A 13259-nucleotide genomic window follows, 5' to 3' on the forward strand; every position below is an offset into this window, starting at 1 on the left:
GTGCACCGCGGAAGGCCGTTTGGCGAAATCGCCGCTCGTTTTGCGCGACGTCCGCGCGCTTACGGCTTGCAAAATCAACCCCCGCGCGCTTTAACAACCCTCTCACGGATCGTTACGAGCGCGTGAAGCCGCGCTCGCGATCAGCCGAAAAAGCATTCAGGAGACGCCGATCCGATGGTTCTGCGCGTCGTGTTCATGGGGACACCGGACTTTTCCGTTCCCACCCTTAGCGAAATCGTCGCGGCCGGACATGATGTCGTCGGCGTTTATACGCAGCCGCCGAGACCCGCCGGGCGCGGCATGGAGCCGAAAAAATCGCCCGTCCATGCCTTCGCCGAAGAAGCGGGTTTGCATGTCCTCACGCCGAAATCGCTGAAAAAGCCCGAGGCGCAGGCCGAGTTCGCGGCGCTCGGCGCGGACGTGGCCGTGGTCGTCGCCTATGGGCTGATTCTGCCGAAGCCGGTGCTCGCCGCGCCGCCGCTTGGCTGTCTCAACCTGCACGCCTCTCTTTTGCCCCGATGGCGCGGCGCCGCGCCCATTCAGCGCGCGATCATCGCAGGCGACACCGAAACCGGCGTGATGGTGATGAAAATGGAGGAGGGCCTCGACACCGGCCCTATCGCGCTCGCGGACCGGATTTCCATCGGCGCCGACGCCACTGCGGGCGAAATCCACGATCACCTTTCGCTCATGGGCGCGCCGCTGATGCTGACGGCGCTCGACCGGCTTCCGCGCGGGGAACTCGCCTTCACGCCGCAATCCGAGGAAGGCGTGACGTACGCCGCCAAGATCTCGAAGGACGAAACGCGTATCGACTGGTCGCGTCCGGGGCCCGAAGTGCACGACAAGATCCGCGGACTGTCTCCATATCCCGGCGCCTGGTTCGAGGCGCTGCTTGGGGGCAAATGCGAGCGCGTCAAGGTGCTGCGCTCGGTGCTGGTGCCCGGCAAGGGCGATCCGGGTCAGCTTCTCGACGGGCATCTGACGGTCGCATGCGGCTCGCAGGCCGTGCGGCTCACAAGGGTGCAGCGCGCGGGCAAGCGTGCTGTAGGCGGCGACGAGTTCCTGCGCGGCTTCCCCCTCGGCAAGGGTACACAATTCGAGTAACGACGTGCCCGACGGCGCGTCGAAGCAGCCCGATTGCGAAGAAAAGCTCATAATTTCAGAAACTTGCCGCATGCCATCTCATTCACGGCATAGCTTTGGCGGTTTGAATCGCCGAAACGTGAAGAAAAACAAGGAGTCGTGACTGGGAATTGAAGGTCTTACCGCGCAAGGTAGAAAGCGGACCATCGATTTCGGAGGCTCTCTTGACGCGCTTAGCATCGGTTGGCCGCCTTTTTCTCACAGGCGCTCTCGCCATTATGTGCGCGGCAAGCGCGACGCTTGCCGGTTCACCAAACGAGAAGACATCCGTTGTGGAATTGTTCTCGAGTCAAGGCTGCTCCCGCTGCCCACCGGCGCACAGGATACTGCAACAGCTTTCGCGTCGGCCCGGCATCGTGGTGCTGAGTTTCCCGGTCAATTACTGGGACTATCTCGGCTGGAAAGACACGCTGGCACGCCCGGAATATGGCGAACGCCAGCGCGATTACGCAGCGCTTCTCACCAGGGGCGAGGTTTTCACGCCGCTGGCCGTCGTGAACGGCATGCGCAATTGCGTCGGCAGCAACCTCGGCGAGATCGACGCGGCAATCAAGTCCACATCGGCCACGCTCGCGAGCCAGTCTGTGTCTCTCTCCGTCCGCCAGGAAGATGGAAATCTCTTTGTCGAGGTCGGCGAAAGCGCCACTCCCTCGCGCCATCGCAGCGGCAAGCTCTGGATCGCAACCGTGCTCCGCTCGCGGTCTGAGAAAATCGGCGCGGGCGATAATGCCGGACAAATGGTTGCTTATACAAACGTCGTGCGCCGCTTGACGGATGCCGGAGACTGGCTGGGCGCGCCCACCTCCTATTCGCTGCCGGTAGACGCGCTGTCGAAAGACGGCGACATGCTCGTCGTGTTCTTGCAGACGGGAAAGCTCGGTCCCATACTTGCCGCAACATTGGTGGACATGGGCTTCAACGGAAACTGACGGCGCAATGGCTTACTGGCTTTTCAAGACGGAACCGGGGACATTTTCCTGGGACGATCAACTCAAGGCCGGAGCCAAGGGCGAGGAGTGGAGCGGCGTCCGCAACGCCCTCGCGCAGAAACACATGCGGGCGATGAAAAAGGACGACCTCGGCTTCTTCTATCATTCCGTGCATGAAAAGCGCATTGTCGGCGTGGTCCGCGTCCTGAACGAAATTCACCCGGATTCGACAGATCCGACCGGACGGTGGAATTGCGTGGACGTCGTTGCGGTCGCGCCTATTCCCCAGCCCGTCACGCTTGCCGAAATCAAGAGCGAACCGCAGCTCTCCGATATGGCGCTGGTGAAATACTCTCGGCTGTCCGTTCAGCCCGTCAAGCCCGAAGAATGGGAGATCGTCTGCCGCATGGGGGGCTACAAGCCTGCGCGATGAGGCCAGCAGGAACGGCGACCGGCGTTTCCGGAATTGCCTTATAAATTACTGAATTGTCTTATAAAAATGAATAGACAAGGTAGCCTGCCACCGCGAGCAGGATGATCGCCAGAAGATAAAGAAATGGGGCGGCTGCGGACGAAAGCCGCTCGTCGAGGATCAGATCGGGAGCACCGGGCGGCGGCGGCTCATGCGAAGCTGCTGGCTCTGCTGCGGGCGCCTTCTGACGCGCCTGTGCGGCATCCGACAACGAAGTTTCGTGATGAGCGGGCTGACCATCGGGCGGCGGAATTTCGCTTTCCGCTGCACGCGCATCTTCGCCGCGAGCGGTCTCGGCCTCAGCGAGGTCATCCGGGTTCGGCGACGCGAGGGCGGCATCTTCAATGGCGACCGCAATAGGCCGGTCCTCCTGCCCGCTCGCACCGCCAGCGGCTGGATCGGCGGCAATCTCTTCGCTCTGAGAGTTCGCATCGACCTTGGTGCTTTCGTTGCCTCCCATCGCTCTCTCCTTCTCAGGCTTACCGCCTGTCAAAGCGCTGACGCCTCCCCGGCGGACCGAGCCGGACAAGCGGATCGAAGACTATTCTCTAACCTCTTTCTTTGGGCCGAACCTTGCAGCACATTATAAATGGGTTTCACGCGCCGGAAAAGATATGAGATAGGCCCCGCGCTTCGTCGCCGCGCATGAAGCGAAATCGGGCAATTTCCCTCCTGCATGGCCGCCTTCTTGCTTCTGCCCCCCTGACGGGAGCCTTTGTATGAAAACCTACCTCGACTGGTCGGCCTACGACACCTATGGCATCGGCGACGCCTACTCGGGCATTCCCGCCACCGGCGGCAATTATGCAAAAGCCGTGGCGGTCTGCATGCACAGCCGCGACTGCCGCAAGAAAGGCAAGGGCCTCATGTGCCCGAGCTTCCGCGTCACAGACGACCCGGCGCATTCGCCGGAGGCCCGCGTCGCCGCCTTCAAGGCCGCGCTCAACGGGCAGTATGGCGCCGAGCCGTTCACGGACGCGCGGCTCGCCGAGGCGATGGACCTGTGCGTGTCCTGCAAGGGCTGCAAGAAGGAATGCCCGAGCGCGGTCGACATGACGCTCATCAAGACGGAATATCTTGCGCAGCGCAACGCCGCGCAGGGCGTGCCGCGGCGTACGTGGCTTTTCGCGAACCTGCCGCGCTGGACGACCTATCACCGCGGGCTCCTGCGCGCCGCCATCGGCTTTCGCAACCGCTCGAAGCTGGCGGCAAAGCTCGCCGAGCGCCTGTTCGGGATCGCCGCAAAGGCGCCGCTGCCGATGCCCGCACGGCGGCAATACGAGCATCAAGTCCCGGAAACGCCCGCGCCGCGCGGCGATGTCTATCTGTTCGCCGATTGCTTCGCGACGCATTTCGAGCCGGAAATCGCGGCGGCGGCGACGCAAGTGCTGACCGCGTGCGGCTATCGCGTGCGCGTGCTTTCGCCCGCACCCGGCGATCCGGAAAGAGACCGCGCGCTCTGCTGCGGCCGTACCTACCTCACCCACGGGCTCGTAGACGAAGCGCGCCGCGAAGGCGCCCGCGTGCTCGCCGCGCTGCGCCCCGCCATCGAGACGAAAACGCCCGTGATCGGCATCGAACCGTCGTGCCTTCTGTCGCTGCGCGACGAGCTTTATTGCCTCGGCCTCGGCGCGGAAGTGGGCGCGGCAGGCAAGCAGCTCTTTCTGTTCGAGGAATTCCTGTCGCGCGAGATTCAGCGCAACGGCCTCGTGCTGCCGCTGAAGGACGGCGCATCGCAAAAGGTGCTGGTGCACGGGCACTGCCATCAGAAAGCGTTCGGCACGATGAAGGCGCTCAGGAAAACGCTCGGCGCAATTCCGGGACTGGAAGCCGAAATCGTGGAATCGAGCTGTTGCGGCATGGCAGGCAGCTTCGGCCTCGAAGCCGAGCATCGCGAGGTTTCCCAATCCATGGCCGAGGCGTCGCTTTTGCCCGCGATGCGCGCGGCCGCCGCCGACACGCGGCTCGTCGCAAACGGCTTCTCGTGCCGCCACCAGATCGCGAACGGCACCGGCCGCAAGCCAGACCACATCGCGCTGGTTCTGCGGGACGCGCTCGACGAGACCGGAGCGCCTCCATACCGGAGAGCGTGAGACGCCCTCAATCGGCAATCAGGGCACTGAGGGATGCGCTCCACCCGGCGCGGGGCGACTCAACTTCAGGTAGGCAAGCGCCCGCCCGCGTGGCCAGGGCGCGGATTTTGACCGAACCCGCCCTCAAAACCAGCAACGAGCAATATTCATCCCCGATATCGGGGGCGTTCTCGCAATAATTTCCGCGTGAGCGCTAAAACGGGGCTGACTCGTTATCGTTGTCCCCGCCACGGGCCGCCCGATCGCGCCCGGATCTCTCCGACAAACGCGCAGATTCTCGAAGCGCGCCGCGCTGGCGACGCTTGAGCCGCGCTCCCGGCTTAAAGAGGCGTACGGAGCACACCTGAACGAAAATATCGAAATTACGCTGTAAATTCCGTGACTTGACCCGGAATAAACCACCGTGGCCGATTTGCACCGGTCAGCCCAAGAACAGTTTGGATGGGTTCCAATGCAACCTGTGGTTGGTGTAGATTGTCAGCGTGCTCCACTAAAAAGGTGACGTGGGGTTCACCGATGGCAGCGCGCAGGGAAAGCAGATGCGTAGCGGCCAATGCAAACAAATTTGGCGCTGAGAAAAGGGAATATGGGCATGACTGGGGGAATCTTCAACAGGACGAGCGCCTTTGCGCTTGTCGCGGCTGCTGGCCTTATGATGGGCGGCCTCTCCTTCGCTACCACTTCTGCCAAGGCGGCTGACCTTGGCGCTGACGATCTCGAAGCGCGCGTCGCCGAGCTCGAAGCCACCACGGCTCGCAAGGGCAACCGCAAGGTTTCGCTGACGATCTCCGGTCAGGTCAACAAGGCCATCCTGGCGTGGGACGACGGCAAGGACAGCGATGCTTACATCGTTGACAACACGCAGTCTTCCTCGCGCATCAGCCTCAAGGGCTCGGGCACGATCTCGTCAGACCTGAAAGCCGGCTTCTATCAGGAATTCGAATACCGTGACGCCGCTTCGGGCACCGTCGCTTATGACAATTCCGCTGGCAAGAACTGGGATACGGACGGTTTCCGCACGCGCCAGAACAACGCATGGATCGAAAGCAAGACATTCGGTCGCGTGACCGTCGGTCTGCAGAACGTCGCGACGAAGGACATCGTTTACGTGAACCTCGCTCCGACCATCGGTTCGGACTCGGATAACAACTACTTTGCCGGCTTCAAGGCCACCGACGGCAACAGCCGCAGCAACCTGAACACCAGCGTGTTCTGGAACTCGCTGGACTCGAGCCGCGTCGAAGCTGTCCGCTACGACACGCCTTCGCTGTACGGCTTCATCGTTTCGGCTTCGTTCGCCGGTAACGACTTCTACGACGTCGCGCTGCGCTACCAGAAGGAGTTCAACTCCATCCGTGTCGCCGCCGGCATCGGTTATGCTTGGTCCGGCCTGAATAGCGATAGCAGCAGCAATCGCATCAGCTACGGTGTCTCCATCGATACCACCACCCCGGCAAACAGTCAGGTTCTGGCCAGCAGCACGGGCAAGAGTTCGAAGCTCGAAGTTGTGAGCGGCTCGATTTCGGCGCAGCACGTTCCGACCGGCCTTTATGCTTCGTTCGCCGCAGGCTCGCGTGAAATCACGAACCCGAACTTCGGCGCCGCAATCACAAACGAAGCTAGCTACTTCTATATTCAGGCTGGTATCTCGAAGCGCTTCCTCGATTACGGCGCGACGACGGTTTATGGCGAATACGGCCAGTATGACGACTTCGCCGCCGGCGCGACCTTCAAGGCTGACAATACGGGCAGCGGAGTGCGGATCGGTTCCTCGACCGCTGAGCGCTATGGCGCTGGCGTGATCCAGGCCTTCGATGCGGCTGCTCTCGACGTCTATGCGATCTATCAGCACATCGATCTCGAAGCCAAGGACACGGCTGGTGTGGACCTCAAGCTGAACTCGACGGACGCGGTCATCAGCGGCCTTCGCCTGAAGTTCTAATCTGGTTCAAACCGGATTTCATGGAAAGGCCGCCTTCGGGCGGCCTTTTCTTTTTGCTCCGCCGCGGCGTCGTTCGCCGGAGCCCCAGGTCTTCCGACGCGTCAGCGATGTCTGCGCCGCCGCGCCGCCCGAGGCAAGCCCGCCCGCAAACCTGCCGCGCCAGCGCCTTCCCGCGCGCATCGCCGCACCGCAAGCGCATCCGCCTTCAGCCAAAGCCCCTTGATGCGACCGTTCCAATCAAGCTAAACAAGCAACGTTGAGCCAGTGCTCAGGCGCGCACGTCTGTTTTCCCTCTCCCTACTCGCGAGCAAACGCATGCGCCTTGAGAGCACTGGCAATTTATTGAATCCTTTGCGGTTGAGAATTTGACCTTCGATAGGGAGCCCGCCGCTCGGGTGCATCGAATGTCAAGTTCACCGCGCTGGCGGGGAGCACGGCCACATGCACGCATTTTTCGGTTTCATCGCGATGGTGATCTCGCTCTTCATCTGGGTGATCATCATCAGCGCCATCCTGAGCTGGCTCATCGCTTTCGACGTGGTGAACCGCCGCAATCGCGTGGTCTACACCATCGCGGACGGCCTCTATCGCCTGACCGAGCCGCTGCTTCGCCCGATCCGCAACGTGTTGCCCGATCTTGGCGGCCTTGACCTGTCGCCCGTGGTGCTGATCCTCGGCCTGATCTTCCTGCGCGATGTCGTCATCTTCGGATGGATTCTTTAGCGCCGGTCCGTTGAGCGCGATGTCGCTTCCCGCGACGCCGAAGCCCGGCGGCGTGCTGCTTCACGTGCGGCTGACGCCGAAGGCGAGTTCGGCGCGCGTCGCGGGCGTCGAGGCGTTCGACGGCAAGCCCGTGCTGAAAGCCTATGTCACGACGCCGCCGGAAGACGGCAAGGCGAATGCGGCGCTCGGGGTGCTCATCGCGGGCTGGCTCGGCGTGCCGAAATCGACCGTTTCCATGGCGGCGGGGCAGAAATCGCGGCTCAAGACGGTGGCGGTTGCGGGCGATGCCGATGACCTGCTCGCGAAAATTGCCCTGTCTCTCGACAAGACGGGCTGAATCATCGCGCCGGAGGGTGTATGCGTTTCGCATGGCCCGATGCGGCGAAAGCCCCGCCCCGAAAAATTCAAGCGTTTTTCGGCCGAGGCGGTGCGGTAAGGAAAGAAGGTGAGCGCGATGGCTGAAGCGAAGATACTGGACGGCGTCGCCATGGCGGCGGAAATCAAGGCCGAGGCGGCAAAGCTCGCGGCGGCGTTCGCGGAGAAGACCGGGCGCGCGCCGGGGCTCGCGGTGGTGCTCGTGGGCGAGAACCCGGCGAGCCAGGTTTACGTGCGCTCGAAGCTGAAGCTCGCGCGCGAACTCGGCTTTCATTCGGTGGAAGAGCGCCCCGCCGCCGATATCGACCGCGCAGGGCTGCTGGCGCTGATCGCGCGGCTCAATGCCGATCCGGCGGTCGACGGCATTCTCGTGCAGCTTCCCCTGCCCTCGCATCTCGACGCGGACGACGCCATCGCTGCCATCGCGCCCGAGAAGGACGTCGACGGCTTCCATGTGGTGAACGCGGGCAAGCTGTTCGCGGGGCTGCCCGGTTTCGTGCCGTGTACGCCGCTCGGCTGCCTGAAGCTCATCAAGAGCGTTCACCCGAACCTCGCGGGCGCGAACGCGGTCGTCGTGGGCCGCTCGAACATCGTCGGCAAGCCGATGGCGCATCTCCTGTTGCAGGAAAACTGTACCGTCACCATCGCGCACTCGAAGACGCGCGATCTGCCCGCCGTCATCGCGGGCGCGGATGTGCTCGTCGCCGCCGTGGGGCGCCCGAGCATGATTCCGGGCAAGTGGATCAAGCCGGGCGCGATCGTGGTGGATGTCGGCATCAATCGCGTGCCCGCGCTCGACGGCAAGTCGAAGCTCGTCGGCGACGTGGATTTCGAGAGCGCGAAGCATGTCGCGGGCGCGATCACGCCGGTGCCGGGCGGCGTCGGGCCGATGACGGTGGCCTATCTGATGGTCAACACCTGCCGCGCCGCTTATCTGCGCGCGGGGCTGGAGTGGGGCGGCGTGTAGCGCCGTCGTCCGGCAGCCTCGCCGGTGGCGAGAACGCTCCGGCCACAGTGTGGCGTTCCCTGCGGCAACCCTTGCCGCTTCCGCGGCAGGCGCTCCGGGATCGCTTTCGTCGCGTCAAGCCGCGCGCTGAAGATCGGGCGCTGCCTCCCGCCGGTCGGCGCTCTTCAGCCACGTATCGATAAAATGCGCCGTCCACGCGCGGAGCTTCGCTCCGTGCAGGGCGTGCGATTCGATATGGCCTTTGGCATTCTGAGCACCCGGATGCGCGAGCTTGGCGGCGCCGCGCACCGTCCAGCCGTGGATCATCGCAAGCGTGATCTCGGGATGGAATTGCAGACCGAAAGCGTTGCTGCCGTGGCGAAACGCCTGATTTTCGAACACTTCGCCCGCCGCCAGCCGCACCGAGTCGCGGCAGAGCGAAAAGCCCTCGAAATGCCAGTGATAGACGTGGCTCGGCCACGGCCCCAGAGTCTGGTCGTGCGGATGGATCGGTTCCCATCCCGCCTCAAGATGGCCTGCCGGGTGCGGCGTAACCGTCGCGCCGAGATGCTTCGCCAGCATCTGCGCGCCAAGGCATATGCCGAGGAAGGGTTTGCCCTCGGAAAGAGGTACGCCGATCCAGTCGATTTCGCGACGGATGTAATCGTCGGGATCGTTGGCGCTCATCGGACCGCCGAACACCATTGCACCCGCATATCCGTCGAGCGAAGCGGGAAGAGGATCCCCGAAGCGCGGCCGCCTGATGTCGAGGGCATGCCCGTGCGCTCGGAGCAGTTGACCGACGGCTCCCGGCTGGGACTCGCGTCGATGCATGACGACGAGAACAGGTTCCCTGGCATGCTGAGCCGGATTTGCCGGGCCGGTAAATGAAAGCAATTCAGACATGTGTCACTTGCAACAAAACCATGATGCCGGTGCAATACTCAAGACATGTGCCACAATAGCTCGAACGGGAGTATTACCGTTCGAGAAGCTACAACCTAAAGGCTACAGGCCGGGGTTTCAACCCCCGACGACGGGCCGGCGGACAATAAAGAAGAAAGCTTTCGGCGAAAGGGATCGCGCAATGTCTTCGTTCTATCCTCGCGCCGGAGTTGCGATAGCGGTTTTTCGAGGTCTGGCCACGCTTCTCGTTCGGCGCAGCAAACAGCCCTATGCCGGGATGTGGTCGCTGCCCGGTGGCGCGGTGCTTCTCGGCGAAACCGCGCGCGAGGCAGCATCCCGCGAACTCTTCGAGGAGACAGGGCTTCTTGCCTCGGCTTTGACTTTGGGCGATGTTGCCGATGCGATAGCGCGGGACGACGAGGGCGCGGTGATTGCACACTTCATGATTGCCGTTTTCGCGACGGAAGCCGTTACCGGCGCGCCTGTCGCGGGCAGCGATGTTACCGAGGCTTGTTTTTTTACCGACGAGCAGCGCGGACACCTCACCTGCACGCCGGGGCTTGAGACGGCAATACGGAGCGCGAAGGCTGCACTCTGCAAAGGCTCATCATGATAGGCATGACACGGAAATGTCTGAGAGGCGCTGCGGCGATCGCCATGGCGTGGGCGGCCTTCGCAGCGATGCAACCCGCCGAGGCGCAGTTCTTCGACAGGTTATTGCAACCGCAACAGCCTCCGCAGCAACAGCGCCGCGCGCCCCCGCGCCAGCAGCCCGCTCCGCCGCCGCCCCAGGTTCAGCAGGAAGCCGCGCCGCAGGGCAAACTCGGCTCCGAAGACCGCCCTTACGACGCACAGCTTTTCCGCCTTGCCGAGATTCTTGGCACCTTGCACTATTTGCGGGAGCTTTGCGGGGCGAATGAGGGGCAGGTCTGGCGCGAGCATATGCGCGAGCTTGTCAGTTCGGAAGGAACGAGCGCGCTGAGGCGGGCCAAGCTCGTCGAAGCCTTCAATCGCGGCTATCGAGACTACTCCCGCACCTACCGGACGTGCACACAACCGGCACTGGTTGCGATCAAGCGTTTCATGGATCAGGCCACGACCATCACCGACGGGCTCGCCGCGAACGACAAATAGCCCTGTCCTCCCCGTATCACCTTGCTTTTAACGGCAACGGCACAAGGAAACGCGGCGGATTTCATGAAACGAGACAACATTTGCTCTTGCCGTCCCCGAAATCATCGCCGGGGACGGCATGAGCCTTTGCGACATCGATGTCAGTCGACCGCTCAGCTATCGGAATCGTCGTCGTCTCGGGCATAGCGCACGTAATAGCGCTTCTGTCCGCGTGCATTCGCGCTCCGCACGCCCGGCCTTTGCTGTTTCCGCGCAGCGTAGCGAACCGCGCCGCCATCATCCACATGGCCGCAATCGTTGAAACTGCATCCGTCGCGGAAGCCATGTTTGGCGATGATTGCGCGCGCCTGGTACATGAAAGAGGTCGTCAGCCCCCAGCCGCGCTGATCGAAATCGCAGGCCGCGCCCGAGTAGTGACGCGAGTTGGGAACATGTCCGCCGTGAGCATGGCAATGGACCGAACGCGGCTTGTAGCCGTGCGCGACGAAGTCGGCGATCAGGGCCTGAAAGCGCCCGGCGAGATGAGCGGCGACGCGGATCGGCCCGGCTGCCGTGGTGATTGTGACGAGGCCGCCGCTGCTGCCTCTGCCGAGGCTCGCCTCGCTCGTACCGAGCTGCTTGGCGTGATGACGATGCCGATGGGTTGCGTTGGCCGGAATTGCGAAAAGCATGACAATGGCTGCTGTGAGAAGCAGTCGCATACTCACCTACCTGTTACGAGTGATGACAGAGGATGCTTACACCGGACATGCGCGCTTTCAGCGTCGCGTCGGCGTCGAGATCATCCTCGCCGGCTCATGTGGCACAGCTTCCGCTGGCGACCGGCGACCTTTTTCGCTAAAGTTTAATTAAGGCGGTGCCGCGGCTCCAAATTGCGATGCCAGAAGCGGGGAGGTCGCTCGGCGACGCTCTGTATTAAAATTCGTTAATTTTTCAGTCTCTTATCAAGTAAAATGCCTGCGACAATATGTTGTATGCCAGACCTAAGTCTCGGCATTTCTGCGAAGGCTGCGAGAGCGGAAATCCGGCGAGCCGAAGGCGCGGATGTCGGACCACACCGGCGGCAGTCGTCGCCTGGATCAGATTTTCTGATTATATTCGCCGATCTCGGGATAGGTGGCGAGATGCTGGTCGATCTCGGCGAAGATCGCGCGCATGTTCGCGTCCGATGCTGGACTTTCAACGACGACCACGAGTTCCGGCTTGTTCGACGAGGCGCGCACGAGGCCCCACGTACCGTCTTCGAGCACGAGGCGGATTCCGTTCACGGTGAGGATTTCGGAAATCTTCTGGCCCGCGATCTCGCCGCCCTGGTCCGCGATCGCCTTGAAATGCGCGATCACGCGGTCGACCACGTCATATTTCTTCTCGTCGTCGCAATGGGGCGACATCGTCGGCGACTGCCACGTCTTCGGCAGATCGCGGTAAAGCTCCGCCATGGTCTTGTCGGGGTTGCGCGAAAGCATGTCGCAAATCGCGATGGCCGACACGATGCCGTCGTCATAGCCGCGCCCGAGCGGCGGGTTGAAGAAATAATGGCCCGACTTCTCGAAGCCGACGAGCGCGCCCGTCTGGTGACTGTAGCGCTTGATATAGGAATGGCCGGTCTTCCAGTAGGCGGTCTGGGCACCGTTCTTGACGAGCACGGGGTCCGTTGAGAACAGACCCGTCGACTTCACGTCCACCACGAATTTCGCGTCGTTGTGCAAACCCGAAATATCGCGCGCGAGCATCACGCCAACCTTGTCGGCGAAAATCTCCGTGCCTTCGTTGTCGACCACGCCGCAACGGTCGCCGTCGCCGTCGAAGGCAAGGCCGACATCGGCGCCCGAGAGCCGCACCGCGTTCGACACCGCATGCAGCATCTTCAGCGATTCCGGGTTGGGGTTATGGTTGGGGAAGGTGTAGTCGAGATCGGTGTTGAGCGGGATAACCTCCACGCCGAGCTTCGCCAGCACCTCCGGCGCGAAAGCGCCCGCCGTGCCGTTGCCGCACGCAACCACCGCCTTGATCCTGCGCGTGAGGGGCTTGCGGTCGGTGAGATCGGCGATATAGCGTTCGGCGATGTCGCCGTGGAAATGACACGTCCCGCCCTCATGCGGCGCGAAGCGGCCTTCGAGCACGATCGCCTTGAGTTCGCTCATGTCTTCCGGGCCGAAGGTGAGCGGCCGCGCCATGCCGAGCTTGATGCCGGTCCAGCCATTGTCGTTGTGGCTCGCAGTGACCATCGCCACGCCCTCCACTTCAAGCGCGAACTGCGCGAAATAGGCGGTCGGCGAGAGCGCAAGGCCGATATCGTGAACCTCGGCGCCGCCCGCCAGCAGCCCGGCGATGAGCGCGGATTTGATGCTCGACGAATAGGAGCGGTAGTCATGGCCCGTCACGATGCGCACCGGCACGCCCCGCTCGCGCATCAGGGTCGTGAGCCCGATCCCCAGCGCCTGCATTCCCATGAGATTGATCTCCTGCGGGAACAGCCAGCGCGCGTCGTATTCGCGAAAACCCGTCGGCTTGACATAGGGAAGACGCTCGAATTCCGCCGTGTTCGGCCTGATGTCCGTGCGCGGCTTGGGAAATACTGCGGCTGTCATGA

Annotated in this window: 14 protein-coding genes; 10 read left to right on the plus strand and 4 right to left on the minus strand. The window is 62.8% G+C overall.

Annotation, left to right across the window (positions count from 1 at the left end):
• Nucleotides 1–174: 174 nt before the first annotated feature.
• From fmt to EK416_RS11865, 3 genes are all read left to right on the plus strand, one after another.
• Complete coding sequence (gene fmt / locus EK416_RS11855) at nucleotides 175–1107, plus strand: methionyl-tRNA formyltransferase (protein WP_127077723.1); 933 nt, start codon at nucleotides 175–177, stop codon at nucleotides 1105–1107.
• A gap of 203 nt (nucleotides 1108–1310) precedes the next feature.
• Entirely contained in the window at nucleotides 1311–2075 is a 765-nt protein-coding gene (locus EK416_RS11860) for a DUF1223 domain-containing protein (RefSeq protein ID WP_127077725.1), read from the plus strand.
• A gap of 7 nt (nucleotides 2076–2082) precedes the next feature.
• Nucleotides 2083–2508 carry an EVE domain-containing protein gene (locus EK416_RS11865; protein ID WP_127077727.1) on the plus strand — a complete coding sequence of 142 codons (426 nt, stop codon included), beginning with the start codon at nucleotides 2083–2085 and terminating at the stop codon, nucleotides 2506–2508.
• Nucleotides 2509–2566: 58 nt separating this feature from the next.
• Here the strand turns inward: EK416_RS11865 and EK416_RS11870 are convergent, their stop codons facing one another.
• Nucleotides 2567–3007, minus strand: coding sequence for a hypothetical protein (locus EK416_RS11870; RefSeq protein ID WP_127077729.1), 441 nt, complete (start codon nucleotides 3005–3007; stop codon nucleotides 2567–2569).
• Between the two features lie 259 nt (nucleotides 3008–3266).
• Between EK416_RS11870 and EK416_RS11875 the strand changes: the two genes are divergently transcribed.
• The 5 genes from EK416_RS11875 (at nucleotide 3267) to folD (ending at nucleotide 8647) form a co-directional block, all read left to right on the plus strand.
• On the plus strand, nucleotides 3267–4640 hold the full coding sequence (locus tag EK416_RS11875) for a (Fe-S)-binding protein (RefSeq protein WP_127077731.1): 1374 nt from the start codon (nucleotides 3267–3269) through the stop codon (nucleotides 4638–4640).
• 592 nt (nucleotides 4641–5232) lie between these two features.
• On the plus strand, nucleotides 5233–6582 hold the full coding sequence (locus EK416_RS11880; protein WP_127077733.1) for a porin: 1350 nt from the start codon (nucleotides 5233–5235) through the stop codon (nucleotides 6580–6582).
• Between the two features lie 441 nt (nucleotides 6583–7023).
• Nucleotides 7024–7305 carry a YggT family protein gene (locus tag EK416_RS11885; RefSeq protein WP_127077735.1) on the plus strand — a complete coding sequence of 94 codons (282 nt, stop codon included), beginning with the start codon at nucleotides 7024–7026 and terminating at the stop codon, nucleotides 7303–7305.
• Nucleotides 7306–7324: 19 nt separating this feature from the next.
• A complete protein-coding gene (locus EK416_RS11890; RefSeq protein ID WP_127077737.1) occupies nucleotides 7325–7642 on the plus strand; it encodes a DUF167 domain-containing protein in 318 nt (105 codons plus the stop codon).
• A gap of 117 nt (nucleotides 7643–7759) precedes the next feature.
• Complete coding sequence (folD, locus tag EK416_RS11895) at nucleotides 7760–8647, plus strand: bifunctional methylenetetrahydrofolate dehydrogenase/methenyltetrahydrofolate cyclohydrolase FolD (protein ID WP_127077740.1); 888 nt, start codon at nucleotides 7760–7762, stop codon at nucleotides 8645–8647.
• A 114-nt stretch (nucleotides 8648–8761) separates the two neighbouring features.
• Here folD and EK416_RS11900 read toward each other — a convergent pair whose 3' ends face one another.
• Nucleotides 8762–9532, minus strand: a complete 771-nt coding sequence (locus tag EK416_RS11900; RefSeq protein WP_127077742.1) for a glutamine amidotransferase — start codon at nucleotides 9530–9532, stop codon at nucleotides 8762–8764.
• A gap of 181 nt (nucleotides 9533–9713) precedes the next feature.
• Between EK416_RS11900 and EK416_RS11905 the strand changes: the two genes are divergently transcribed.
• Nucleotides 9714–10145 carry an NUDIX hydrolase gene (locus EK416_RS11905; RefSeq protein WP_164730003.1) on the plus strand — a complete coding sequence of 144 codons (432 nt, stop codon included), beginning with the start codon at nucleotides 9714–9716 and terminating at the stop codon, nucleotides 10143–10145.
• Nucleotides 10146–10150: 5 nt separating this feature from the next.
• Nucleotides 10151–10666, plus strand: coding sequence for a TIGR02301 family protein (locus tag EK416_RS11910; RefSeq protein WP_245434036.1), 516 nt, complete (start codon nucleotides 10151–10153; stop codon nucleotides 10664–10666).
• Nucleotides 10667–10818: 152 nt separating this feature from the next.
• Here the strand turns inward: EK416_RS11910 and EK416_RS11915 are convergent, their stop codons facing one another.
• Together EK416_RS11915 and EK416_RS11920 are read right to left on the minus strand one after the other, a co-directional pair.
• Nucleotides 10819–11367, minus strand: a complete 549-nt coding sequence (locus tag EK416_RS11915) for a hypothetical protein (RefSeq protein WP_127077746.1) — start codon at nucleotides 11365–11367, stop codon at nucleotides 10819–10821.
• Between the two features lie 378 nt (nucleotides 11368–11745).
• Nucleotides 11746–13257 carry a phosphomannomutase/phosphoglucomutase gene (locus EK416_RS11920; protein ID WP_127077748.1) on the minus strand — a complete coding sequence of 504 codons (1512 nt, stop codon included), beginning with the start codon at nucleotides 13255–13257 and terminating at the stop codon, nucleotides 11746–11748.
• Nucleotides 13258–13259: the final 2 nt, after the last annotated feature.

It is taken from the genome of Rhodomicrobium lacus, assembly GCF_003992725.1.
Classification (GTDB): Bacteria; Pseudomonadota; Alphaproteobacteria; order Rhizobiales; family Rhodomicrobiaceae; genus Rhodomicrobium; species Rhodomicrobium lacus.